This window comes from Streptomyces sp. NPDC057474, assembly GCF_042802555.1.
GTDB lineage: Bacteria > Actinomycetota > Actinomycetes > Streptomycetales > Streptomycetaceae > Streptomyces.
In genome coordinates this window covers 1-24574 of sequence record NZ_JBHVDX010000045.1, presented here as the reverse complement: position 1 = coordinate 24574, position 24574 = coordinate 1, and the positions used below count along the sequence as shown (strand labels likewise).

General features: G+C 71.0%; 27 protein-coding genes and 1 tRNA gene. 11 read left to right on the top strand and 17 right to left on the bottom strand.

Going from position 1 to position 24574, the window contains the following annotated elements; translation table 11 throughout:
- Nucleotides 1–113: 113 nt before the first annotated feature.
- From ACFU53_RS15890 to ACFU53_RS15860, 7 genes are all read left to right on the top strand, one after another.
- The gene (locus tag ACFU53_RS15890; RefSeq protein WP_383991618.1) at nt 114–323 is read left to right on the top strand and encodes a hypothetical protein; all 210 of its coding nucleotides are present in this window, start codon (nt 114–116) and stop codon (nt 321–323) included.
- A gap of 4 nt (nt 324–327) precedes the next feature.
- A complete protein-coding gene (locus ACFU53_RS15885; protein ID WP_383991616.1) occupies nt 328–864 on the top strand; it encodes a DUF6879 family protein in 537 nt (178 codons plus the stop codon).
- Complete coding sequence (locus ACFU53_RS15880) at nt 861–1703, top strand: helix-turn-helix domain-containing protein (protein WP_383991613.1); 843 nt, start codon at nt 861–863, stop codon at nt 1701–1703. Before ACFU53_RS15885 ends, ACFU53_RS15880 begins: the two co-directional genes overlap by 4 nt.
- Before the next feature lie 87 nt (nt 1704–1790).
- Complete coding sequence (locus ACFU53_RS15875; protein WP_383991610.1) at nt 1791–2234, top strand: hypothetical protein; 444 nt, start codon at nt 1791–1793, stop codon at nt 2232–2234.
- Between the two features lie 19 nt (nt 2235–2253).
- The gene (locus ACFU53_RS15870; RefSeq protein WP_383991607.1) at nt 2254–2454 is read left to right on the top strand and encodes a hypothetical protein; all 201 of its coding nucleotides are present in this window, start codon (nt 2254–2256) and stop codon (nt 2452–2454) included.
- On the top strand, nt 2451–2660 hold the full coding sequence (locus tag ACFU53_RS15865) for a hypothetical protein (RefSeq protein ID WP_383991604.1): 210 nt from the start codon (nt 2451–2453) through the stop codon (nt 2658–2660). The genes ACFU53_RS15870 and ACFU53_RS15865 overlap by 4 nt, the downstream gene beginning before the upstream one ends.
- A 157-nt stretch (nt 2661–2817) precedes the next feature.
- Nucleotides 2818–3459, top strand: a complete 642-nt coding sequence (locus ACFU53_RS15860) for a DUF4352 domain-containing protein (RefSeq protein WP_383991601.1) — start codon at nt 2818–2820, stop codon at nt 3457–3459.
- Nucleotides 3460–3520: 61 nt separating this feature from the next.
- On the opposite strand, the gene ACFU53_RS15855 is transcribed toward ACFU53_RS15860, so the two are convergent.
- The 11 genes from ACFU53_RS15855 to ACFU53_RS15805 all read right to left on the bottom strand — a co-directional run bounded on the left by ACFU53_RS15855 (nt 3521) and on the right by ACFU53_RS15805 (nt 10030).
- Entirely contained in the window at nt 3521–3724 is a 204-nt protein-coding gene (locus ACFU53_RS15855; RefSeq protein WP_383991598.1) for a hypothetical protein, read from the bottom strand.
- A 56-nt stretch (nt 3725–3780) separates the two neighbouring features.
- Nucleotides 3781–4407: a hypothetical protein gene (locus ACFU53_RS15850; RefSeq protein WP_383991596.1), complete on the bottom strand. Its 627-nt coding sequence runs from the start codon at nt 4405–4407 to the stop codon at nt 3781–3783.
- Between the two features lie 213 nt (nt 4408–4620).
- A complete protein-coding gene (locus tag ACFU53_RS15845; RefSeq protein ID WP_383991592.1) occupies nt 4621–4971 on the bottom strand; it encodes a helix-turn-helix domain-containing protein in 351 nt (116 codons plus the stop codon).
- Nucleotides 4972–4974: 3 nt separating this feature from the next.
- Nucleotides 4975–5292, bottom strand: a complete 318-nt coding sequence (locus ACFU53_RS15840) for a hypothetical protein (RefSeq protein WP_383991589.1) — start codon at nt 5290–5292, stop codon at nt 4975–4977.
- A gap of 215 nt (nt 5293–5507) precedes the next feature.
- A complete protein-coding gene (locus ACFU53_RS15835; protein ID WP_383991586.1) occupies nt 5508–5789 on the bottom strand; it encodes a hypothetical protein in 282 nt (93 codons plus the stop codon).
- 70 nt (nt 5790–5859) lie between these two features.
- Complete coding sequence (locus ACFU53_RS15830; RefSeq protein ID WP_383991584.1) at nt 5860–6129, bottom strand: hypothetical protein; 270 nt, start codon at nt 6127–6129, stop codon at nt 5860–5862.
- A 314-nt stretch (nt 6130–6443) separates the two neighbouring features.
- Entirely contained in the window at nt 6444–8066 is a 1623-nt protein-coding gene (locus tag ACFU53_RS15825; protein ID WP_383991581.1) for an ATP-binding protein, read from the bottom strand.
- A complete protein-coding gene (locus ACFU53_RS15820; RefSeq protein WP_383991578.1) occupies nt 8063–8944 on the bottom strand; it encodes a bifunctional DNA primase/polymerase in 882 nt (293 codons plus the stop codon). The genes ACFU53_RS15825 and ACFU53_RS15820 overlap by 4 nt, the downstream gene beginning before the upstream one ends.
- A complete protein-coding gene (locus ACFU53_RS15815) occupies nt 8941–9183 on the bottom strand; it encodes a hypothetical protein (protein ID WP_383991575.1) in 243 nt (80 codons plus the stop codon). The genes ACFU53_RS15820 and ACFU53_RS15815 overlap by 4 nt, the downstream gene beginning before the upstream one ends.
- Before the next feature lie 329 nt (nt 9184–9512).
- Entirely contained in the window at nt 9513–9857 is a 345-nt protein-coding gene (locus tag ACFU53_RS15810; protein WP_383991572.1) for a helix-turn-helix domain-containing protein, read from the bottom strand.
- Nucleotides 9854–10030 (bottom strand): helix-turn-helix transcriptional regulator, encoded by a 177-nt coding sequence (locus ACFU53_RS15805; protein ID WP_383991569.1) that lies wholly within the window; start codon nt 10028–10030, stop codon nt 9854–9856. The genes ACFU53_RS15810 and ACFU53_RS15805 overlap by 4 nt, the downstream gene beginning before the upstream one ends.
- Before the next feature lie 180 nt (nt 10031–10210).
- On the opposite strand from ACFU53_RS15805, the gene ACFU53_RS15800 reads away from it, so the two are divergent.
- Both ACFU53_RS15800 and ACFU53_RS15795 read left to right on the top strand, forming a co-directional pair.
- A complete protein-coding gene (locus ACFU53_RS15800) occupies nt 10211–10972 on the top strand; it encodes a helix-turn-helix domain-containing protein (protein WP_383991566.1) in 762 nt (253 codons plus the stop codon).
- Complete coding sequence (locus ACFU53_RS15795) at nt 10969–12477, top strand: tyrosine-type recombinase/integrase (protein WP_383991563.1); 1509 nt, start codon at nt 10969–10971, stop codon at nt 12475–12477. Before ACFU53_RS15800 ends, ACFU53_RS15795 begins: the two co-directional genes overlap by 4 nt.
- Nucleotides 12478–12537: 60 nt before the next feature.
- Here ACFU53_RS15795 and ACFU53_RS15790 read toward each other — a convergent pair.
- Nucleotides 12538–12631 (bottom strand) — tRNA-Ser (locus ACFU53_RS15790).
- Between the two features lie 212 nt (nt 12632–12843).
- Here ACFU53_RS15790 and ACFU53_RS15785 point away from each other — a divergent pair.
- Entirely contained in the window at nt 12844–13440 is a 597-nt protein-coding gene (locus tag ACFU53_RS15785) for an SSI family serine proteinase inhibitor (RefSeq protein ID WP_383991560.1), read from the top strand.
- 361 nt (nt 13441–13801) lie between these two features.
- Nucleotides 13802–19075, top strand: a complete 5274-nt coding sequence (locus ACFU53_RS15780; RefSeq protein WP_383991558.1) for a PAS domain-containing protein — start codon at nt 13802–13804, stop codon at nt 19073–19075.
- Between the two features lie 70 nt (nt 19076–19145).
- On the opposite strand, the gene ACFU53_RS15775 is transcribed toward ACFU53_RS15780, so the two are convergent.
- The 5 genes from ACFU53_RS15775 to ACFU53_RS15755 all read right to left on the bottom strand — a co-directional run bounded on the left by ACFU53_RS15775 (nt 19146) and on the right by ACFU53_RS15755 (nt 24453).
- On the bottom strand, nt 19146–20804 hold the full coding sequence (locus ACFU53_RS15775; protein ID WP_383991555.1) for a long-chain fatty acid--CoA ligase: 1659 nt from the start codon (nt 20802–20804) through the stop codon (nt 19146–19148).
- Between the two features lie 157 nt (nt 20805–20961).
- Nucleotides 20962–21573, bottom strand: a complete 612-nt coding sequence (locus ACFU53_RS15770; protein ID WP_383991552.1) for a SigE family RNA polymerase sigma factor — start codon at nt 21571–21573, stop codon at nt 20962–20964.
- Between the two features lie 218 nt (nt 21574–21791).
- A complete protein-coding gene (locus ACFU53_RS15765; protein ID WP_383991549.1) occupies nt 21792–22958 on the bottom strand; it encodes a lipid-transfer protein in 1167 nt (388 codons plus the stop codon).
- Nucleotides 22955–23407, bottom strand: coding sequence for a MaoC family dehydratase (locus ACFU53_RS15760; protein ID WP_383991547.1), 453 nt, complete (start codon nt 23405–23407; stop codon nt 22955–22957). Before ACFU53_RS15760 ends, ACFU53_RS15765 begins: the two co-directional genes overlap by 4 nt.
- The gene (locus tag ACFU53_RS15755) at nt 23404–24453 is read right to left on the bottom strand and encodes a bifunctional MaoC family dehydratase N-terminal/OB-fold nucleic acid binding domain-containing protein (protein ID WP_383991544.1); all 1050 of its coding nucleotides are present in this window, start codon (nt 24451–24453) and stop codon (nt 23404–23406) included. Before ACFU53_RS15755 ends, ACFU53_RS15760 begins: the two co-directional genes overlap by 4 nt.
- Nucleotides 24454–24574 lie beyond the last annotated feature (121 nt).

The window sequence follows — 24574 nt, the reverse complement described above, 5'->3', positions numbered from 1 at the left end:
CAATCCATCCCACCGTGTCTACCAGCCGCGCAATCTGCCGCAATCTCCGTACGCCCGGCCGCCATCCGCCGCATTCTGAGGACTCACCCACCGGCACGAGAGGGAGACCGGCCATGGCCCTACAGCTCCGCATGCTCGGCACCACCAGCGACGACGGCAAGTGCCCCACCCTGTACGAGGACGTCGACACCGGCGACATCGTCGTGCAGGGCTACACCGTCACCGACCCCGAGGACGTCGCGCAGCTTCAGAACATCCTCGACGGCGAGTCGTTCGTGCGTGTCCCGCGCGAGCTGCTCACCCGCTTCGCCCCCAAGGAGTAGAGGCGTGCCGCAGTTCATCGACGACACGACGTTCGGCGCCTACTTCGAGGAGTTCGAGCACACGGCCTGGCGGCTGGAGTCCCGCCGCGGCTACGCCTCCGACCGTGCCGGCGAGAAGTACCGCCACTACCTCGACACCGGGGAGGTGCCGGACGACTCGCACCGGCCCTGGTGCGTCAACGTTCGGGCCCAGACCGAGCAGGGCAAGCGCATCGAGCGCGTACGGATCGTCGACTCGCCACCCACGCAGGAGCAGCTGTTCCTGCTCGCCGGTGCCGCGATCAACAACGCGGCGGGCGAGAACATCCGCAACCTGTGGCGTACGGACGCGGACAAGGCCCGCCTACCCGCTGAGGACTTCTGGCTGTTCGACTCCCGCCGCGCCCTGGTCCTGCACTTCGACGACACGGACGGCTACCTCGGCGCCGAACTCGTCGAGGACCCGGAGCGCATCGTCCGGTTCTGCCAGATCCGGGATGCCGCCTGGCATCACGCCATCCGGCGCGAGGAGTTCGTGGCGCAGGTAGCTTCGACCGTGTGAGCACCGACTACCAGCAGGCCCGCGAGGGGCTCGGTGCGTGGCTGCGTGAGCTGCGCACCGAGACCGGCCTGAACGGCAAGGACTTCGCCGAGCGCCTCGGCTGGCAGCGCTCCAAGGTCAGCAGGCTGGAGAACGGCAAGCAGACCGCGACCGAGACGGACGTCGAGGCGTGGGCCCGCGCCGCCGAGCGACCGGACGCCGTCGACAAGTTGAAGCGCCGCCTGCGCAGCCTGGAGACGGCGTACCGGAGTTGGAAGCGGCAGCTGTCGGCCGGCCACCGTGCGGTGCAGGAGAGCCACGTCGTCCAGGAGGCGCAGGCCGAGACGATCCACATCTTCGAGTCCGGCATCATCCCCGGCATCTTCCAGACCGCCGACTACGCGCGCGGCGTCCTGACCGACGTGTCCGACCGCCTTGGTACGCCCCGCGACGTCGAGGAGGGAGTGCGGGCCCGGATGAAGCGCCAAGAGGCTGTGTACGAGCCGGGCCGCCGCTTCCACGTCCTGATGTGGGAGGGCGCCTTGCACGTCGTACGGTGCGCGCCGGAGGCCATGGCCGCGCAGCTCAACCGTCTCAGCGGGTTCATCGGCCTCGACACCGTGACGCTCGGCGTGATCCCCCTCGGTGCCCGTACGCCGTTCTCCCCGAAGCACGGGTTCTGGATCATCGACGAGCGGCTCGTCGTCGCCGACACCTGGAATGCCGAGTTGTGGCTGGACTCCGCGGAGGACGTGGCGTTCTATCGCAAGGTGTGGGACCTGATGCGTGAGACCGCGGTCTTCGACCACCAGGCGCACCGGCTGATCGCGCGGGCGCGGGCCGGTCTCACCCTCTCGTGAGCAATCGGCGGCAACCGCTCTGACTGCGGGCGCAATCCCGCGCAATCGGTGCGCAACCAGGCAACCGGAGTCCCTACGGTCCTGGCCATGACCCCCTCGACGCGGATAGCGGCCCTGTACGAGGCCGGGGACGCGTGGCTCGCCGAAGCCTCCGCACACCCGCACCTCGTACGCCAGGCGTGGGATGTGGAGGCGCTCGCACCGATCGCCAGCGGCCGGCGCTGGCTCGCCGTCGAGGCCCGGCTCCTCGACACGATGAACGCGGTCAACCGGATCGGGATCGAGCGACTCGGCCCGGTCCTCGCCGACCCCGGCGTCGAGCGGGCCTGGTGGCTGATCGCGCCGGACGCGGCCGAAGACCTCGCCGACATACGGCAGGTACGCGTCCGTCCGGAGGGCTGGCCGCTGCACTGCCCGCCGACCGGCTGGTATCAGTGCGGCCGTCTGTGGATCCACCGCCCGGACGGCAGCGGCCAGTTGAACGACCCCACGCTGATCGCTGCCGCGCTCGGCCCCGGCGGCGGACACTGACTTCCTTCGGAGGCACCTGATGAGGCAGCAGACGACTGACGAACCGCCCGTCGTGCTGATGGATCCGACGCGCCCGCCGCGGCCTGTCCCGGGGTGCGATGTGTGTGCGGCGCTCGACCGGCAGCGGGCCGCCGCCGAGGCCAGGAGCGACATCAAGCGCGCCACGACCTGTGAGGTCGAGATCCGCCGGCACCCCCATCCCGGCCGGAGCGAAGAGTGAGCGCCCCGCAGTGGCAGTACCGCGACGAGGGCAGTGGCGGCCCCGGGCACCTCCAGGCCGTAGCCCCGAGCGGCGTGTACGCCCGCTATCGCGCCTTCACGGACCACACACTTGGCTGCGACGACTGCGAGTACGGAGAGGCCCGCTGCGACATGGCCAAGGCTCTGTGGGCGACTTACGCCCGGGCCCGCGAGACAGCTGCGTAGCTGCGGCCGTCGTACGATCTCCCGCCCGTCTTCCGCACCCCAGGCTCAAGGAAGGCGGGCGGGTCACCCCGCAAGGTCACAACACGGACGCATCCGCTCCACAACGGCGCTCGTCCCACGATGATGCGACTCTCCACCACACCGTCATGGGGGGACCATGAGCAACACCGAGCCGTCCACGCCTGTCACGCCTCCACCGGCGAAACGCAACCACACGAACACGATCATCATCAGCACAGCAGCCGTACTGATCGCCGGAATCGTCACCGCAGGGATCGTCGTCTCCAACTCTTCCGACGGCGACCCCGCACCGACCGTGGTCAAGGCCGCCAGCACACCGTCAGCCAGCAGCACGAAGACGAGCCCGTCACCCTCGCCCAGCCAGGAGACGCTGAAGCTCGGCGACAAGGTCGACATCGACGCAGGCGGCAACAAGTTCTCCGCCGCCGTGCTCGCCCACAAGGACAAGGGCATCAGCAGCCCGACGGGACTGTTTCAGGACGGGCAAAAGCTGGCCCTCGTCGAGGTGAAGGTATGCAACGAAGGGGAGCAGCCGATCACGGTGGCCCCGTTCACGTGGTCGTTGGCCTACGAGGACGGGTCGCGGCTGGAGCCCTTCCACATGACCGGGAGCGAGTTGCCGCCGCCGGTGTATCCGATGGATGCGAAGGTCAAGGGCGGAGACTGCGTGCGCGGCAACGTCTTCTTCGAGGTACCGAAGGGGTTCGGCCGGGCGGAGCGGGTGTTGTACTCGCCGGGGGATTTGGATGAGCCGGTGGAGTGGCAGGTCGGCAAGTAGCCGAGAGACTCCCGCCCGTCCCAGCAACCCAGGCTTCAAGGGACGGGCGGGACGCCCTCTGCTACGTCCGACGCCGTGCCGACCAGCCCAGCTGTCGCGGCTCCTGACGGGCCTGTACGGGCTCCACAGGCACAGGGGGCGGCGGCGTGTCCACGCCCGTCATCACGGCCACCATCGCCCGGACGAGCGGGCTCACGTCCGCCTCGCGGGCGGTCTGCACGAACTCCTCGCGGGCGTCGTCCAGACTGCGGGCGAACTCGGTCATGGCCAAGCTCATCCCGCCGTCCGGCGGACCGCCGTACGGCCCGCCCACCAGCCGGGTCACCGCCCCGCCGCCCGCGCCAGCAGCTCGGCCTGCGCCGCCTGATCAGCCAGCCCTGCCAACGGCCGCCACTGCGCCGCCGGATGTCGCGCGTCCTGTGCCGCCACCGCCGACCGCACGACCGCCGCGAGCAGCGAACCCGCATCCGCCGGCCGCCACACCTCGCCGCCTAGATGAACGACCCCAGTGGTCGCACCACCGAACTGCCCGTCCTCGCCCGCCCGCAGGCCCGCATGGAACAGCTCGGCAGACGCCTCCCGCACGAGGACCCCGTACTCGGTCACCGCCGCCAGCGCTACGGCCGCGGACTTCTCGACCGCGGCCACGGCGTGCACGGCTTCGTCCCTCGCGTCCGCCAGCTGCTGGGTGAGCGCCTCCCGCCGCTTCGGCGGGAACCCGGCCTCAGCGGCCGCTCGACGCGCCTCCTCGGCACGCTGGTGCGCCCACAGAGCCTTCAGCCGCCGCAGCCGGTCCCGTGCGCCGTTCGCCTCCGCCTGCGCCACCTTCAGCTCGTTCGAGGCGCGCACCCCGCCCGATACGTGGTGGTGCTCCTCGGCCTGGTCGAGCTTCACCTCGGCCGCCTCGACCGCGACCTCGGCCTCGTCGATGTCCTGTTGGGTAACCACAATGCATCTCCCTTGCCCGATGGCCGCTATTCACGTCACGGCAGACCGAATAGCTGCAAGCATTCTAGCCGTTTTACCTGCATATATGGGCTAGAATGCAAGGGCGTTCGATGGCGCGGTCACGGCAAAAGGCCCGGCTCCTGGTCACCCAGGGCCGGGCCTCCGTCATTGTGCGAACTCGACAACCGTTACCCCCAAGCACGGGGCAACCAGTCACCCATCACGCTCCCCAGCCTCCAGCGCCCGAGCGATACCCCGCGCCAGCAACTGACGACGCTTTCGCGGGGAAGCGTTCGCGGGGATCGACACCACGACCGGGCCGGCGGGCGGGTTGATACGGTCCGTCGCCTCCATCACCGCCGCCAGAAGAGCCTTCCCGTCGAGCGGCTTCGTCTCCAGCAGCGGCTTGAGACGGGCCAGTTCCTCCGCGAACTCCGAGTTACGCATCCAGGCCCCGACGGTGCTGCGGGAGACACCGACCTCGCGGGCCACATCCGCCTGCGACTTGCCAGCCGCCAGAGGCAGCAGCGCTCTCGCCCGAGCACTGCGATTCGTTGAAGCCATCGATCAGATCCCTCCTCGGTGAAGCGGCCCACCCGGGCCGTCGAGTTCCTCAATCCACGGCCGGCCACGAGGGCACGCGCGTGTACCCCGCATAGGCGGAAGCCGTCCGGCCTTGACCCCGTACTGGTCGGGCAGCGTCCAGTCCATGGCCCACCAGTAGCGGCGCCAGCACGTCGACACCGACAAGCCCATCGCGGTGGCCGCCTGGCGAAAGGTGAGGCCCCGGCCGAGGACCAGCTCAACGACCTCGACACCCTGGGTGGCCTTGATGCTCAGGTCGAGGCGGAGGTAGGGGTACGGGCCGCCGCGCTGTGGGCTCATCCTGTTTCACCTTCAACGTTGCTTTGGTGGTGTGTGTTGTGGCTGGTCAGGGGTGGGTGGTTGTTGGGTTGGTTCCGATGGGTCACGCGGCGGCCGGTGCTCGCGCGGTGGTGATCCGATTCGGGGCCCGGCCGCCGCGAGGACGACCGGGCTGGCGTGGATCATCGGACTGCCGTGATCACTTCGAGTGGCGGTGTTCCGGGGCGGGGACGTGCTCATTCACGAGATACCTTCCGGTCCTCCGGATGCGGGTAGTACACGGTCGTCTCGGCCGTGTCCGGATGCTCTCGGAATAGGGCGCCTTCGAGAGCACTGCGAGCCTGATCGATAGCGCGCGCAGCATCAGCCAACTTCTGAGCAGGTGTCGCGTCGGGCCCTGACCGGGGGTACGCGCCCTTCAGCTGGACAGAGCGGCGGGTGAGCTCGTCACGGATGGCCGCAAGGGTGCGGCCCATGTCGGCATGCTCGTCGTGGGTGAAGCGCGGTTTCTTGGTCACGGGACGATTCTCCTGATGAACTTGGGGTGGCCGGCCCCGAATGCCGCGGGGCCGGCCGTTGCTGTGCGGGTCAGGCTTCGGGCGAGTTCACCCGGAACGTGAAGCCCTCGGCGGCGTGCTCGCCGAACTCCTTCTTGGTGAGGGTCATGCCGTCGAAGTTGAAGACGGGTTCGACTGCCGTGGCTGCGAAGCCGCTCCCCATGGTTTCGCGGACGACAGTCGCCCACGCGAGGACGGGCCACGTCTGGGGAGCGTCCGGCTCGCCCTCCCACGTGATGCTGACGGTCCATCCGGGCTGGGCCGGGGCCAGGTTGAGGACACTGCCGACTGCGATGTTCATGTACTACTCCTTCGGTGGGTTGGCCGGCCGCCGGTCGACGGTCGGAGGTTCGTACGCGCGTAAGCCGGGGGTATCCGGATGCGCTCAACACGTCGGGTGGGTGGTCTGGCCGGGCTCGGTGACGTCGAGCGGGTAGCCGCATCCGGCACAGGTGACGGCATCAGAGAGAGGCTGCATTTCAGCGTCCCCAGCGTCCCTAGCGTCCCCACTGCTGTGTTCTCGCAGGTCAGAGGCGGTGCCATGGGGGGACGCTGCGAAGAGGACAGCGTCCCCCTCAGCGTTCCCCAGCGTCCCCCCTGCCTGGGTGGGGGACGCTAGCGTCCCCCTTCAGCGTCCCCCTTGTTTCCGCTGGTCACAGCGCTATCAGGGCCGTTGGGGGACGCTGGGGACGCTGCTTCGGACCTTCTCTCTGCTTCCGCCTTACGCCGCTCCTCGGTCGCCGTCAGCTTGTACAGCCGCTGCTTCTTCGGGCTCGGCCCCCGCTTGCTGTCGTCCACTTCGATACCGATGGTGCGCAGCGCCGGGGCCAGCCTCTTCAGCTGACCGCCGGCCCGGGTCGGGTCCTTCGGCCACTTCTTCGGCAGCTTGTCGGGGGTGATCACACGGTCCAGCAACTCCGACGCGGTAAGCGTCACGCCCAGCGGGCCGGACCGGTCGACCAAGGTGACGACGGCTTGAGCGAACGGCTCGCCGTCGAGGACATCGGCCACCGCATCTCGGGCCGTGGCCTTGTACGACTCCAGCGTCCTCCAGCCCTTCACCTGGTCGACGGCCGCCAGGACGCGGGCGAAGTCGGCCATGCGCGGACGCTCGGTCAGCTGGACGTCCGGCAGCACCTTCAGCACCTCGGCGAGGAGGTCGAACAGCGAGGCGAGGATGCCGGGGTGAGCGTCTGCATAGGCCTGGTCCATCTCGGCTTCCTCGCGCCGCTCGCGGTCCGGGATGGTGTGCAGCTCGATCGTGAGGAGCCGCTCGGCGAGGTCGCCCGCGAGGGCTCCGGCGTCGATGGTGGTCATGGCCAGCACGCGCCGGAACTCCAGGACCACCACGTCGTCGTCGGTGTACAGGGCCCGGTCCACGATGCCGTCACCCGTGACCGCCCGGCACAGGGCGTCGGACAACCAGTCCGGGATGATGCTCACGTTGTCCAGGCACAGGGCCCAGCTGTTGAAGGCCTGCGTCGCCCAGGACTTGATGTCTCTCGGGGCGGTGCGCTTCGGTGCGCCGGACGGGTCGATGATGCCGATGACCATCTTCGCCGCGTACGACTTGCCGGTCCCCTGCTCGCCCCGGAAGGTGAGGATCGGGTGCGGCAGGTCGGGGATGAAGCAGGCGACGAGCCACGCCGTCAGCAGCCGGAAGTGTTCCTCGTCGGTGTTGAGCAGCCCGCCCAGCTTGGCCAGGCCGTCACCGTCTCGTACGGGTTCGGGGAGCGGCTTCATCGCGCCGGATCTACGGAAGAGGACCGGGGACTTCCCTGCACGTTCCCAGCCGTCCGGGCCGACGGTGACGCACCGGCCGTCTGCGGTACCGAGGTCGACGACAAGGCGGTCCTGGTGGCGCCCGACCCGCAGGTGCGGGACGCGCGGGTCTGCGGCCTGTGCGGCACCTTCGAGGACGGTCATGGCGTCGGCGAGCGCCGATTGCGAGGGAGCCGCGCCGCCGCTCCCGTCGGTGTAGAGCAAGGCGAGCTGAGAGCGCAGCCCAGCCTTTCCCCGGAGGGGGAGGGCAATGTTCGCCCCCTCCTTCTTCACCCCGTACGGACGGCCGTCCTCGGACATGAAGAGCTCGTACTTCTCGCGTGCGAGGGCGACGAGCTGAGAGGCCTGCGACGGGCCACGTTCCCTCTTGGTGCTGGCCTCCGCCTCATCCGTAAGGCCAGCGCTGCGGAGCAGTTCCCGGGCCTGCTCGTCGATGTTGTTCTCGTCATCGCTCATGCGCTGGTCCTCATAGGTGCGTTGCGGGCGCTGCTTACGGTGCGTTCAGCAGCGCGTTCGGGGTGGCCCAGGGAGGCAGCGGCATTGACGAGGGCGCGACTGATGGAGTCGGCGTCGACGCCTGTCTCGTACGCGCGGCAGGCGGCCCAGTACAGGCGGTTGTTCAGCTCGCCCTCGGGCGCCTCCAGCACGAACTTGACCAGGCCGACCAGGGCCGCGCCCCGGCGAGGACCGGGTAGGTAGACCGTGGTCGTCCGGACCGGAGGCGGAGGGAGCATCAAGGCGAGCAGCCCGTCCGGGAGTTCAGCGGCCGACCGCCGCTCGGCGAACCGGTACACGCCTTTCGGGGTCCACGAGCCGGGGCCGACGAGGTACCCGCCGTAGCCGCGTACGTCGATACCGGGACCGAGCTTCCCCGCGGAGTTCCGTACGGGAGCGCCGGCCGGGCCCGTGAACCACAGATGGAGCCCGCCGGACGGGGTGGCGATGACGGCCGTCTCGGGCACCTCGAAGCCATGCTGCTCGGCCAGGGCCGCGAGGGAGACGACGCCGTCGACGCCGTTCTTACGGTCGAGGTCGACACCGAGAAGCGGTTCGTTACCGCGACCGCACGCGATCCCGTATCCGGTGGCGTACGGGGCCGCGTCGAACAGCTCGTCGAGCCGCTTCGGGTCGGTCGTTGCGTCGTGCACGCCGTGCCCGATCCGTCCGCACTCTCCTCGGCAGGACGGTGTGCCCGGCGGGTCGTCGCGGTGGGGTGACCGGATCGCGGGCAGCTTGCCCCGGCTGATCGGGAAGACGTCCATGTCGCGCTGCGCCGCCTGGTGTGCGGACTCGTACGCACGGAGCCACGCAGCACGCGGGGACTCTGTACTCACGCCGGCCTCCGTCCCCGGCCGCGCTTGGGCTGGAGGTTGTACCGAGCGCCGCACGGGCCGGTGACCTTGCCGAGGTGGATGTGACGGTGCCAGCCGTCGCACCTCGGGCAGCGGCCGGTGAACTCGACACGGCCACGGGTGGCGAGGGCGATGGGCCGCACAACGGGCAGACGGCCATCGATCGCACCCGAATCGACCGGGAAGAGCGCCGCCTGGTCGGCCGCCGCACGGCTCGTCATGCGGACCCCGCGGTGAGCAGGGCGGCACGCAGCTCGGCGCGGGCCTCGGCACGGGGCGGAGCGGCAAGGGCGCGCAGCTGAGCGGCGGACCTCCGCGAGCCATGCCGCATACGGGCACTGCGAGGGCGGTAGCCGTGGTGAGGCCCGCCGCGCTTCTTACGCGAGGGCTGATATGCGAAGCTGTCCACAGGCGTGTGCCTTTCTGCGAGGACGTGACCCCGGGATTGCTGGCGAGCGATGACCCGGGGTTCGTCGTTGAACGGGTTCTGCGTCGAGGCCCCTCGCGGTCGTCGGTGCTGGAATCACCGGCGCATACGCGAGGGGTCGTTTCATGCGCCCCGTAGAGGGCGGATCACCGCCGAATCGGCAGGGGTACAACCGCATGAGGTATGCGGCATGGACGCTGCGACCTGCTGATACTCGACGTGATGGCACTGTGATGGCACTGCCGGGTTGACCTGCGGAGCAGGCTCCGGGGCGTACAGAAGTGCGATCAGGTCACGCGTCGGGAGCTTGATCTTCCGGCCGAGCGTCAGGACTCGGGTCGCGGTCCACTCGCCGCGCCGGATCTGCGCGTACACGGTGTCCTTGTTGACGCCGAAGATCGACGCCACTGTCGGCACGTCCGTCGTCGGGCCGAGCGCCTCGATCGCATCTCGCGTCCAGGCGGTCACGACGCCGACCCCTGCCGCTCGCCGCTCCGGAGGTACTCCAGCACCTCGGTGCGGTCGTAGCGCAGCAGGCGGGGGCCGATGCGGCGGGGACGAGGACCGATGCCGAGTCGCGCCCACCGCTTCACGGTGTCGGGGTGCACCCGTGCGAGCTCCGCATACTCGCGCCTCGTCATCTCCGCGCAAGCGTTGGCTGAGATGCCGATAACGGCATGTTCGTTGTCCACGGTGACAAGGGTGCACGAGGGGGTGTGCGGTGTCAATCGACGCTGTATCGTCATCTGAGAAAACGGACATGACGGTGAAGGCGGATGCACGTGGGTGAAGAAGAGTGGAGGTCACGGCTCATTCCGGTCGTGGCCCAACAGGTTCGGCGACGTCGACTGGAGCTCGGTCTCAGCGTTCAGAAGTTCGCGGACATCTGCACCGAGCAGTACGGACTCCCGCTCAAGCGGTCGGTGGTCGCCAACTTCGAGGGTGGCCGGCGCCCCGCACTGAGCGTGGTGGAGTTGCTCGTGTTCGCTCGGATCCTCGCGGTGCCGCCATCGGAACTGCTCTTCCCCGTGGGGCGAGAGGATCAGATCGAGATCCTCCCCGGCATGCCAACGGACACATGGGCCGCGCTGAAGTGGTTCACGGGCGAGAGCGACCGGCTCCCCGACGACGACGAGTTCACGCAGGACAACCAGACAGTCCAGCTGTACCGGGATCACGACCGGCTGATCACGCAGTGGTGGGCCAATCGCGGGAAGCTGCTGAGCATCCTCTCCACGTTCAGGGACGCGGAGCTGACGAAGTTCCGGGCGGAGGCCGACCCCGACGCGGTTGACGAACTCCGGATGCGGGACGCGCGGGAGTCGATGCGCAGCGCCGAGGAAGGAGTCCAGGTGATCCGCGGGCAGATGCGCGGACTCGGGCTCACTCCGCCGGCTCTCGGGCTTGAGTCTGCCTACATCGAACCCGAGTCGTTCGAGGGCGCAACGCTCGATGACCTGGCCCGCACCGTCTCTGACGTCAAGCGGGTCAGCCTGCACGACGCAGTCCGCGAGGTGTACCGCCGCGCTGCCGAGCCGTTGCCGGAGAACTACGGGAACGACACCGAGGGGGAGAAGGAGTGAAGCCGTACAAGGCCTGCTCGTGCCGGGACCCGCAGACGAAGAGGCTGCTCGGCAAGAAGTGCCCGGACCTCGGCAAGAAGGGGCACGGCGGTTGGTACGCCCGGTACGAGGCACCGCCGTCCGCCGAGGGGAAGCGCCGGCAACCGCGGATCGGCCCGTTCGACACCGAGCGCGAGTGCAAGGTCGAGCTGGGCAAGGTGCTCGGCACGGCCGCCAGCCCGAAGGCGCACGACGAGCGGAAGACCACGCTCGGCGAGTACCTCGAACGCCGGTACGCCTGGCGGAAGTCGGAGGCCGAGACGGGCGAGGGCCTGGCGAAGAGCACCCTCGACGCCGAGCGCGAGACGATCGACCTGTACGGGAAGCCGGGGCTCGGACACATCAAGGTCGTCGACCTCACCGACGAACACTTCCGCGAGCTGTACGCCGCCATGCGGAAGATCAACCGGCCGGAGGAGCAGGGCGACCGGTCGGAGATCCTCCGGCGCCTGAAGGACGCACGCGCCACCCGCGAGGGGAAGCGGGTCCACTCCCGACCGATCGGCGAGAGCCGCATCCGGCGGGTGCACGCGGTCCTGCACGGGGCTCTCACGGACGCCTCGAAGTTGTCGAAGATCCGGCCGGACAACCCGTGTGACGGGGTCTGGCGGTCGAAGGGCGGGAAGCGGAAGCAGGGCCGCGCCAAGCCACTGCTGTGGGCGGTCGAGCGCGTCGAGCAGTGGGAGAAGACCGGCGTCGTCCCGGCGAAGGTCATGGTCTGGACGGCCCCGCAGACGGGCAACTTCCTCGACTTCGCCGAGGCCTCCGCCGAGCGCCTCTATCCAGCGCTCCACCTGACCGCGTACTTCGGGCCGCGTCGCAGCGAGCTGGTAGGCGCGGAGGACCAACACCTGAGCCTCGAACGGGGATGGCTGCACGTCCTCCAGGCGCAGGCCGACGACGAACTCGACGACACCAAGACCGAGGCCGGCTGGCGACAGATCCCCCTCGACGACGAGACGATCCGCGTCCACAAGGTGTGGCACAAGCGGAGGCTTGAGGAGCGTCTGGCCTGGGGCGAGGCCTACCAGGACTCGGGGAGGGTCTACGTCTACGAGGACGGCTCCGAGCTGAAGCCGGAGTACCTGTCGAGCCGCTTCCGGATCCTGATCGAGCGGTACGGGAACATCCGGGCGAAGGCCAAGGAGGGGTGGGCGGTCGAGCGGATCGCCCGGAAGTTCCGCACGACCGAGGCTGCGGTCGAGGTGGCGCTGCGGATGGTACTGCCGCCCATCCGCTTCCATGATCTGCGTCACGGTGCGGCGACGATGCTCCTCGCGGCCGGCGTCGACGACAAGTTCGTAAGCGAGGTGCTCGGGCACGCGTCCGTGGCTTTCACGAAGGACGTGTACGCGGTCGTCGCGGAGGAGATGGCGGCCGACGCGGTACGCAGGATTTCGGCTTTCATTCCGCGCCAGAGCCGCCTTTCGGCGGTTAGTGCCATCACCGTGCCATCTGGGGGCTGAACGGGGCTCTGAAAGCAACTCAGGGAGCCCAGCCGATTTCGGCCGAACTCCCTGGTCAGGTGGCGGAGGCGGAGGGATTTGAACCCTCGATGGGATTGAAGTCCCAAACCGCATTAGCAGTGCGGCGCCATAGACCGGACTAGGCGACGCCTCCAGCACAACCGCCCGCGCGAGCGCGAGTGGTGCGTGCAGATGATGACACAGCCGAGTGGGCTGTCACCAATCGCCTCCCACGGTACTAGGCGGAGAGGCCGCAGGGCAAAGCCGTATGGCACGTCGGGAGTGGTGCGGCGGGCTGATGGGGCCGGGCGGATACGGTGCGCGGCGGCGCCGAAACCGTGGGACGGGCGTGGCGTTAGTCAGGTCATGTTGCAGAGTCCTCCCGCCGCGCGCCCGACGTCTCCGGCCCATGCCCCCGCCGCACCACTCCCGACGTCCCCCGCCCCCGCCGCACGTCCGATCCCTCTCGCCGCGCCCCCCAGCCGCTCCGCCGCTCTGAGCCGGCTGTTTCTCGGTGCCGCCACCTCGCTCGCCGCGGCGGCCGCCGGCACGCTCGCGCCGGTGGCGCCGGACGCGTACGCCGCCGAGGCGGTGTCGCGGGCGTCGCTGCCCCTGCCCACCTCTGATCCTGGCTCCGGGGACCGGTTGACCGTCACCGTGCGAGAGGCCGGCGGCGGGGCGGACGGGACGTTCGAGCTGCGGTGCCATCCCCAGGGGGGCAGCCACCCGGACGCGCGTGAGGCGTGTGGGCGGCTCGACCGGCGGACGACGTGGGGGGCGGATCCGTTCGCACCCGTCCGGTCCGGGACCGTGTGCACGATGCAGTACGGCGGGCCGGCCATCGCGTATGTCACCGGGACGTGGGCCGGACGGCCGGTCGACGCCCGCTTCGACCGCGGGAACGGCTGCGAGATCGCCCGCTGGGACGCGCTGGTGCCCGTGCTGCCGGACCTCAGCGCGTAGGGATGGGAAGGGAAAGGAGGGGAGAGGGAAGAGGAAGCCCTCGGCTACGACATGCGACGCGGGCGGGTGACAGGAGAAACCAGCCATACGACGAGCGGCGCGGACAGCCCCCTCGACGCCCGCGCACAGCCCGTACATATGTGCCGCCGACGGGGCCGTGCGGCAAAACGCACGGTCACGGCATCAGCGTCCGTACAGTCACGGCATCTCCGAATGTTCGGTGTGCGACCTCCCTCTCATCCGGCGTCGCGAGCGCAACCTCTGCCCGTAGACTCCCTCGCGTGACACGTTGCGGGCCGGTTGGCAAGATGGCCGTGGGCCCAGCGGTCGGCAAGGTGCGGTAACAGGGAGGAAGCGTCTCGTGAGCAGCAGGCCATCCCGAGGCGCTGCTCGCCTCGCAGCCATACTGGACGCACTGCCCGATGCGTTGGTGCTGGTCAACGCCAACGGGACCGTCGTCAACGCCAACACGATCGCGCTGGAGGCCTTCGAGGCGCCGGGAACCGCCCTCGTGGGGCGCGGGTTGCTCGACCTGTTGCCCGAGTTCGACTCCCGGCTCATCCCGGGCTCCATGCGACGGCCCGACGCCATGGACCCGACGGGGCGGACCAAGCCGACCCGTATGACCGCCCGCAGGACCGACGGCAGCGAGTTCCCGGTCGAGGTCACAAGCGCGAATCTGGAGAACGGGCAGCAGGCGTACGACGGTTACGGCTACGCCAATGACGAGCTGCTCATGCTGGTCGTACGGGATCTTTCGGGCACCGTCGACACCGAGGCCGAACTCGCGCGTTCGCAACGGCAGACCGAGATGATCCTGCGGGCCGCGTCCGAGGGCGTGGTCGGGACCGATACGGACGGGCGGATCGTCCTCGTCAATCCGGCCGCCGCCCAGATACTGGGTTATCGGGCCAGTGACCTCGGGGGACGCGAGCTGCACACACTCGTGCTGCACTCCCGCGAGGACGGCGCCCCCTTCCCGTACACCGAGTCGCCGCTCGCGGACACGCTGCGGTCCGGGCGCAAGCACCGGGTGCGCGGGCAGGTGTTGTGGTCGAAGAACGGCGAAAAGGTGTCGGTCGACCTGACGACCGCGCCGGTGCGCGACGGAGATCAGCTCGTAGGCGCCGTGATGACGTTCACCGACCGGCGGCCGTACGACAAACTCGCCGAGGAGAAGGACGCCGAGGCCGAGACGCACGCGGAGGAGCTGGAGCGGCTCGCCAAGGAGCACGCCGAGGAACTCGCGGGCGTGCGCGAGGAGCACGCCGCCGAGCTGGCCGAACTGAACGAGCAGCACGCAGAGGAACTCGCCGCCGGGGACGAGCGGTACGCGTCGCTCGGGGAACGCGAGAAAGACCGGTACGAGGCGCTGGCCGCGCGGCACGAGCAGCTGCTCGCCGTGCTGGGCACCTCGCTGCGCGGCCCGCTCGACCAGCTCCGCGGTGAACTGGGCACGCTCGCCGCCGACGACGCCGGGCAGCTGTGGCCCGAGGCCAACCAGGTGCTGCATCACCTGACCGCCGGGTACTCGCGGATCACGACGCTCATCGACAACGTGCTCGGCTATCAGCGGATCGACGCGGGCGAGGAGGGCCTCGTGCGTACGGCCGTCATGCTCGACGCGGTCGTCGCGGCCGGTGTCGACGGGGCCGTGGAGCTGGTCGGGCCGGGGCGGGTGCAGTTCGCCGTGCACGCGCCGCCCATCGAGGCCGAGGTGGACCAGGCGCGGCTCGCGACCGCGCTCGCGCATCTCGTCGCGGATGTCGCCGGTGTCGACGCGACGGGCAACGCGCCCATGTCCGTCGGCGGCTACCTGGACAACACCGTCGTCGTGGCGGCCGCGCAGCGCGGTGAGGTCGTACGGATCGAGGTACGCGGGCCGTACGCCGGGGGAGACCCGGTGCACCAGCCGATCGTCCAGGGGATCGTGCGGGCGCACGGCGGTGTGCTCCAGACGGTCGAGGTTCCCGGGATGAGCGGCAGCGCGTATGTGCTGGAGGTGCCGCTGGGTGGCGGTGCCGGGGCCGTGCCCGCCGCGGCGGTACCCGCTGTGTTGGGCGCCGAGGCCGACTCCGGTGCCGTGGCCACCGGTGCCGAGGTCGCCCTGCCCGAGCAGGCCGCCGGTGGTGGCGGGCGGCGGCGTGCGCGGCGGTCGTCGGTGGACGCGTTCCTGGAGAGCGAGGACGCTCCCGAGGAACTGGAGGCCGAGGCCGCTGTCGCCCCGACCGGGCGGCGCAGGCGCAGGGCGGAAGACGCGGCGGTCGCGACTGGTGCGGCGGGCGGGGCTTCGGCCGGTTCCGGTGAGGCCGCCGGGCCCGCACAGGATGCCGAAGCCGAGGGCGCCGGGGGTTCCGGGCGGCGGCGTGGACATGTCGCCTCGGCCGAAGCCGCCGGTGAGCCCGTGGCCGCCGAGGGCGCGGTCGTCACGGCGGCCGAGCACGCGGCGGGTGCGGCTGCCGTAGCCAATGGACTGGGCGGAACGGTGCCGCCGCAGGGTGTGCCCGCGCCCGGCGGGCGGCGCGCGCGCCGGGAGCCCGCCGCGCAGAACGCTTTGCCACCGGCGCTGCCTGCGGGGCCGAGCCCGGTCACCGAGGAGACCGCCGACGCCGGCTCCGGCGAGGCGGCCGGCGCCCGGCAGCCCACCGGACGCCGTCGTCGCGCCCTCGGGGGCGGGGACGAGCCCGCCGCCGCGCCCGAGCCGGGTGCGCGACCCGTCTTCGCACTGCCGCCGGCCGAGGCCGACCGGGGGCCCGAGTACGCGCAGGCGGCCGGACTCGGTCCGGTGCCCCTGCCCGCGGGGCCGGGTACGCCCGGCGCGCCCATGCCGATGCCTCTGCCCGCCGGAACCGCCGTCCCCGTCCCCGCCGTCCCCGCCGTGCCCACCGTGCCCGTGCAGGGCGGGGAGGGGTACGACGGTGAGGGCGGCCAAGGGGTGGCCGTCGCCGCGGCCGGGGGCGTGGTCCCCGCCGCCGGAGGACCGGTTCCCCCTGGAGGGCACGTGCCCGACGGAGGGCCGGTGCCTGCCGCCGGGATCGGGCAGCAGGTCACCGGGGCCGGACAGCAGATCGCCGGGATCGGGCAGCAGATCGCCGGGGCCGGACAGCAGATTCCCCAGGGCGGCGCGGGAGCGCCGGGAGGGGCCACCGGCCCGGGTGCGGGTCAGACCGCCGGTGCCGGGCAGGGCCTTGGCGCTGGTCAAGTCGCCGGTGCCGGGCAGAACCCGGGTGCGGGCCAAGTGGCAGCTGCGGGCCAGGTGTCGGGTGCCCCGGCCGGTGGTGTCGACGACGGTCGCCATGACGCCGCGCTCCAGAACCCGGCCGACGACCACACACCTCCGCAACCGCACCCGGTGCCCACTCCGACGGGCCGTCGCCGGGCGGTACGGCAGGCCGCTCCGCAGCAGGGTGACGGCGTCGCCACGATGGCGCCCGCGCAAGGGGTGCCGGCCCAGGGCGCTCCCGCGCAGGGGATTCCCCCGCAGGGAGGACCGGGGCAGCCGGTGCCCGCGCGGGGCGCGGCGGTGGCCGCCGCGCAGCCCGTGCCCGCCCAGGGTGTCCCGGGCGGCCCGCACCCCGTTCACGCTCAGGCCGCTGTCTCGGCTTACGGCCAGCCCGTCCCGGGCGCGGTCGCCGCCGCGCAGCCCGTCGCCCCGCAAGGAGTTCCGGGGGGCGCCGCTCAGGTGGCCGCCGGGCAGGCCTTCCCTGGGCAGGCGGCCACCGGGCAGGCTCTCGCCGCCCAACCCGCTGCCGCCCAGGCCGCCCCCGGACAACCCGCCGTCGGACAACCCGTCGTCGGACAACCCGTCGCCGCGCAGGGCGCCGTCCCGCCCCAAGTGGTCCCCGGTGGCCCGCAGCAGGTACCCGTGCAGGCCGGAGGCATTGGCCAGTCCGTCGTCGTATCGGGAGTTCAGGGCGTACAAGGGGTTCAAGCCGTTCAGGGCGTGCAGCCGGTCCAGGGCGGCGCCCAGCCCGTGCAGCCGGTCCAGGGCGGCGCCCAGCCCGTGCCCGCCCAAGGTGTGCCCGGCGCCCAGCAGCCCGTGCCCGCCCAAGGTGCGGCCGCGGCCCCCGGCGCGCCCCAGCCGCAGCCCCAGTCCTGGCCGGACCCCCACCAGGAGACCTCCGGCGTCGGCATCCCCGTAGCCGCTCCTCAGGCGCCGCTGCCCCCGCACTCCACCCCCTCCTCGGGCACCCCGCTGCCGCCGGAGGTCGCCGTACAGCAGCAGCCGCGCGCCGCGCAGCCGTTGCCCGCCGAAGCCGCGGCCCCGGCCCCGGCCCAAGCCCAAGCCCAGAACTCGCCGGCGAATGCGGCCCCCGCCACCGCTCGCCCGGCTCCCGCTCCCACCCCCGTCGACCCCCACTCCACCCAGGGACGGTCGATCAGCGTGCGGACGCTCGGCCAGGGTGTCCCGTTCTCCCGCCAAGGTGGCCCACAGGCCCAGGCCCAGGCGGGCGCATCGGCGCAGGCACAGTCGCAGCCCCAGACCGGAGCAACGCCCGCCCCGAACCAGCCCGGTGGTTCCGGCAGGCGCCGCAAGCTCGGGACGCCGCCCCAGCCGACCGGCGACCGCCCCGAGACCACCGCGCGCCCCCACCCACAATCCACCCTGACCAACGGCACCGGCATCCGCGTCGGCACCGGCCAGACCCCGCCCCCCGCCCAGGCGGCGGTCCAGCCCCAGCAGGCAGCCGCGCAGGTGTCGCAGCCTTCGCTCGCCGGGCAGGTCCCGCTCCCGCCGCAGCCGTCCCTCGCCGGGCAGTCCCGGCTGGCGGGCCGTACGGAGGGTGCCGGGCGGTCGTACGCCATAGGGGCGCCCGACGAGAACGCGGACGAAGGTCCCGAGCCGCTCGACGGGCCCGGCGGCGCGGTGGAGGTGCCCGACCGGCCGCATCCGCAGCCGATGGACGACGAGTTGCCGCCGGAGCCGCTCGACAATCCGCGCCGGCTGCTGGTGTGGCCCGCGCCGGACGTCACGACCCACCAGGCGCTGAGCGACCGTGGCTACCGGCCCGTCATCGTGAACTCCCGCGAGGACGTGGACGCCCAGATCGCCGCCTACCCGGCCGCCCTGTTCGTCGACCCGCTGACCGGTCCCATCACCCGCACGGCACTCCAGTCGCTGCGCCAGGCCGCCGTGGCCGCCGAGGTCCCCGTCCTCGTGACGGCGGGACTCGGCCAGGCGACGCGCGAGGCGGCGTACGGTGCCGACCCGGCCATCCTGCTGAAGGCGCTCGCGCCGCGCGACTCCGAGCAGCACCCGCCGCGCGTCCTGCTCATCGAGGAGCACGCGGAGATCGCGCTCGCCCTGACCGCGACGCTGGAACGGCGTGGCATGCAGGTCGCGCGGGCCGCGTCGGATGCGGACGCCGTCACGCTGGCCGCGCAGATGCGGCCGAACCTCGTGGTGATGGACCTGCTGCAGGTGCACCGCCGCCAGGCCGGAATCATCGACTGGCTACGGACGAACGGCCAGTTGAACCGCACCCCGCTCGTCGTCTACACCGCCGCCGTCGACCAGTCCGAACTCCCGCGCCTGGCCTCGGGGGAGACGGTCCTGTTCCTCGCGGAACGCTCGACGAGCCCCGAGGTACAGACCCGGATCGTGGACCTGCTGGCACGAGTCGGTACGAACTGAGCCTGCGTACAACAGCATGTGGGGCGGTGTTTCACGTGAAACACCGCCCCACATGTCATATGTACGAGTCCTAGATCTGCGTCACGTCCAACGAACCCTCCGCGTACTGCCTCCGCAGCACCTTCTTGTCGAACTTGCCCACGCTCGTCTTCGGCACCGACTCGATGATCGTCCAGCGCTCGGGCAGCTGCCACTTGGCGATGTGGCCCTCGTCGGCGAGGAAGGAGCGGAGGGCTGCGAAGTCGGTGGTGGAGCCCTCCTTCAGCACGACGGTGGCGAGCGGGCGCTCGCCCCACTTCTCGTCCGGTACGGCGACGACGGCGGCCTCGGCGACGTCCGGGTGGGCCATGAGGGCGTTCTCCAGCTCGACGGAGGAGATCCACTCGCCGCCGGACTTGATGACGTCCTTGGCGCGGTCGGTGAGGGTGAGGAAGCCGTCGCGGCTGATCGTGCCGACGTCGCCCGTCTTCAGCCAGCCGTCCTCGCTGAACTTGTCGTCGGGACGGACGTGTTCGGCGCCCTGGCCGCCGTAGTACGCGCCCGCGATCCAGGGGCCGCGGACCTCCAGCTCACCGGCGGACTCGCCGTCCCAGGGGAGACGTTCACCGCCGGGGCCGGTGAGGCGGGCCTCGACGGAGGCGGGGAAGCGGCCCTGGGTGAGGCGGTAGGCGAGCTCCTCCTCAGAACCGGCCTCCACACCGGCCGGCGGCCGGGCGATCGTGCCGAGCGGGGAGGTCTCCGTCATGCCCCAGGCGTGGCAGACGCGCATGCCCAGCTTGTCGAAGGCCTCCATGAGGGCGGGCGGGCAGGCCGAGCCGCCGATGGTGACCTGGGTGAGCGAGGCGACCTCACGCGGGCGGGCGGACAGCTCCGCGAGCAGGCCCTGCCAGATGGTGGGGACGGCGGCGGCATGCGACGGCTTCAGCGTCTCGATCATCTCGGCGAGCGGGCCGGGCTGCAGGAACCGGTCCGGCATCAGCATGTTGACGCCGGTCATGAAGGTCGCGTGCGGCAGGCCCCAGGCGTTGACGTGGAACTGCGGGACGACGACGAGCGAGAGGTCCGCGTCCGTCAGGCCCATGGACTGGGCCATGTTGACCTGCATGGAGTGCAGGTAGATCGAGCGGTGGGAGTAGACGACGCCCTTGGGGTCGCCGGTGGTGCCGGAGGTGTAACACATGGCCGCGGCGGAGCGCTCGTCCAGCTCGGGCCAGTCGTACGTGGTCGGCTTGCCGGCGATCAGGTCCTCGTACTCGTGCACCTGGACGCTCGCCCCGGCGAGCAGCGACCGGTCGCCGGGCCCGGCGACGACGACGTGCTCCACCGGCTTGAGGTGCGGGAGGAGCGGCGCGAGGAGGGGCAGCAGCGAACCGTTGGCGATGATCACCCGGTCGGCGGCGTGGTTGACGATCCAGGCGAGCTGCTCGGGGGGCAGGCGCAGGTTGAGGGTGTGGAGGACGGCCCCCATGGAGGGGATCGCGAAGTATGCCTCTACGTGTTCCGAGTTGTTCCACATGAGAGTCGCGACGCGTTCGTCGCCGTCGACTCCGAGGTCCTCGCGCAGGGCGTGGGCCAGCTGCGCGGTACGGGCGCCGATCTCGGCAAAGGAGCGGCGTTCGGGCTCATCCTCGCCTGTCCAGGTGATCACCTGCGACGTCCCGTGGATGACCTGCCCGTGGGTCAGGATCCTGGAAATCAACAGCGGTACGTCCTGCATGGTGCTCAGCACGGCGTCCTCCCGGGGCGGCTCTGCCTACGCGGTGGTAACGGTTGCGCTGATTCTGCTCACATACCGCTCGGTATGTCACTAGGGGCAGGATGATCGATCAGACAGAGTGACCCGGCGAGCCGGATGCGGGGAGCCACATGACAGGCCAACGAACGAGCTACCGCACGGGTTCCAGCTCGGGGTCCTCGCGCAGTTTGCCCAGTGCGCGGGACACCGCCGACTTCACCGTGCCGACCGAGACGCCGAGGACCTCGGCCGTCTGGACCTCGCTCAGGTCCTCGTAGTACCTGAGGACGACCATCGCCCGCTGCCGCGCCGGCAGCTTCATGATCGCCCGCCACATCGCGTCGTGCAGCGCCTGCTGCTCGGCCGGGTCGGCGGCCTGGGCCCCCTCGGGCTCCGGCAGCTCGTCGCACGCGAACTCGTCCACCCTGCGCTTGCGCCACTGGGACGTACGTGTGTTCAGCAGTGCCCGGCGGACATAGCCGTCGAGGGCCCGGTGGTCCTCGATGCGCTCCCAGGCGACGTACGTCTTGGCCAGCGCGGTCTGCAGCAGGTCCTCGGCGTCGCACGGGTTCGCGGTCAACGACCGGGCGGTCCGCAGCAGCACTGGCTGGCGGGCCTTCACGTACGCCGAGAACGACGGGTACGACAGGTTCGTCAGGCTCGACAGGTTCGGCCGGGTCGAGGTCGATCGGGCCGGGGTCGACAGGGTCCGCGTCACTGGTGCAGCGGCCTTCGAAGCGCTGGTGCAGACGGGTGTGGTCATGGCTCCACGCTAGGAGCGGGCCCCGCCCGGCGGATCGGCCGCAGGTCCCGAAGACGAATCCCCCTCAGGTTGTAGGAGTGGGGCAGACCCCACCTACTGGAGGTGGATGAACAGCCCCCAGGTACTGAGGGTGTACCCCTGAGAAGCACCTGCCCAGGTTGTACGGCACCGGGCCCCAGGGTGCCCGAAGCCCCCCTCAGCCGCCACATCCGGATTGCTCACCCGCCCGTCCCCAGCACCAACCCCGAGGTCGGCACCCCGGTACCCGCGGTGACCAGCACCCGCTCGGCGCCGGAAACCTGGTTCACGGAGGTGCCCCGCAGCTGCCGTACCGCCTCCGCGATGCCGTTCATCCCGTGCAGATACGCCTCGCCGAGCTGCCCGCCGTGGGTGTTGAGCGGCAGCCGCTCCTCGGCGACGAAGTCCGCCGCCTCCCCCGGCCCGCAGAACCCGAACTCCTCCAGCTGCATCAGCACGAACGGCGTGAAGTGGTCGTACAGGATGCCCACGTCGATGTCGTCCGGGGCGAGCCCCGAGGTCCGCCGGAGCTGGCGGGCGACGACGCCCATCTCCGGCAGCCCGGTGAGATCACTGTCGTAGAAGCCGGTCATCTGCTGCTGCGCCCGGCCCGCGCCCTGGGCGGCCGCCACGACCACGGCGGGCGGCTTCGGCAGATCCCGCGCGCGCTCCACCGAGGTCACGACGAGCGCCTGGCCGCCGTCCGTCTCCTGGCAGCAGTCCAGCAGCCGCAGCGGTTCGACGATCCAGCGGGAGGCCGCGTGCTCGTCGAGGGTGATGGGGCGGCCGTGGAAGTACGCCGCCGGGTTCGTCGCCGCGTGCTTCCGGTCCACCACGGCCACATGGCCGAACGCCTCGGGGGTCAGCCCGTACGCGTAGAGGTAGCGCTGCGCCGCCATCGCCACCCACGAGGCGGGCGTGAGCAGCCCGAACGGCAGCGTCCAGCCCAGCGCCACGCCCTCCGCCGACGGCTCCCGGTGCCGTACGCCCGACCCGAACCGCCGCCCCGACCGCTCGTTGAACGCCCGATAGCAGACCACGACCTCCGCCACGCCCGTCGCGACCGCGAGTGCGGCCTGCTGCACGGTCGCGCACGCGGCGCCGCCGCCGTAGTGGACGCGCGAGAAGAAGGACAGCTCGCCGATGCCGGCCGCCTGCGCGACCGTGATCTCCGGGTTCGTGTCCATCGTGAACGTCACCATCCCGTCCACGTCCGCAGGCGCCAGCCCCGCGTCGTCGAGCGCCGCCCGCACCGCCTCCACGGCCAGCCGCAGCTCACTGCGCCCCGAATTCTTGGAGAAGTCGGTCGCGCCGATCCCGACGATCGCGGCCCGACCGCCGAGCCGGTCCTTGGTTCGTACGCTCATTCGACGTCCCCTGTCGTGAGGGTGGGGGCGCTGTCGGCCGAAGGCGAGCCGGCTCCCGCCGCGACCGGAAGCGTGACCGTGACCGTGCCGGTGACGTGTCTGCCGATGCCGTTCTCGCCGATGACCCTGACCGTGGCCGTGCGGCCGTCGGTCGTCTCGACCGTGCCGGTCAACACCATCGTGTCGCCCGGGTAGTTGGGCGCGCCGAGCCGGATGGCCACCTTGCGGAGGACGGCGGCCGGGCCGAAATGATCGGTGACGTACCGCCCCACCAGCCCGTTCGTCGTGAGGATGTTCATGAAGACGTCCGGCGATCCGCGCCGCCGCGCCAGCTCCGCATCGTGGTGCACGTCCTGGTAGTCGCGCGAGGCGATGGCCGCCGCGACGACGAGCGTGCGGGTGATCTCTATCTCCAGTGGCGGAAGCGCCTCCCCGGCCTCGGCCCTCATACCCGCGCCACCTCCTCCTCCGCCACGGCCGCCTCTTCCGCGCGGAACACCGGAAGCTCCAACTCCTCGTCGTAGCGCGCGAATTCGAGCCGAACGGGCATCCCGATACGCACCTTGTCGTACGGCACCCCGATGACGTCGCTGACGATCCGGGCCCCTTCCGCCAGCTCGATCAGCCCAACGGCGTACGGCGGATCGAAGGCGGGGAAGGGCGGGTGGTGCATGACGACGTACGAGTAGACCGTGCCGTCGCCGCTCGCCTCGACCGTGTCCCACTCGGGCGAACCGCACGCGTTGCAGCCCGGCAGCCAGGGGTGGCGGAGCGTGGCGCAGTCGGTGCAGCGCTGGATGAGGAGTCGATGCCGTGAGACGCCTTCCCAGAAGCCGGCGTTGTCGCGATTGACGACGGGGCGGGGACGGCGGGGCTGCTGCTCCTGGGGCTGGGGCTGGGGCTCGCGCTCGCCGGCGGCTGTGGCCGGGGCGCGCTTGCCGGGAGCGTCGGACTGGGCGCGCTTGCCGGGAGCGTCGGACGGGGCGTACTTGCCGGGAGCGTCGGACGGGGCGTACTTGAGGATCCGGAAGCGATGGGTGCCGACGAGTTCGTCGCCCTTTTCGCCGACCCGCACGTTCATCCGGGTCGTGACGAAGTACCCCGCCCCGAGCCTGGTGGTCTTCCGCTCCGACACCGACTCGATGACCGAGTCGAACATGATCTCGTCCCCCGGCCGCAGCGCCCGCAGATACTCCTGCTCGCAGTCGGTGGCGACGACGGAGGTGTACCCGGCGCCGTCGAGCAGCGCGAGGAGTTCGTCGTACGCCGCCGAGCGGGTCTCGTGCCCGCTCAGTCCGCCCATCGTCCACACCTGCAGCATGGTGGGCGGGGCGATGGCATCCGGTCCGGCGTACGCGGGGTTGGTGTCGCCCATGGCCTCGCACCAGTGCCGGATCATGGCCGAGTTGACGGGATCCTTGCCATGGCCGCCGAGGACGGCAGCGCGCCCCTCATAGGCCTTGAGCCGTACGGACAGGCCCTCGGTCACCGCCACCGTTCCCCCTCCGAAGATTTCTGACTGTCCGTCAGATTGAAGGAACTGGCGCCGGAACTGTCAAGGTCGCCGAGGCACCCCGTACGAACACCTACGAGATCCGCCGAACACGCCTGTGCGG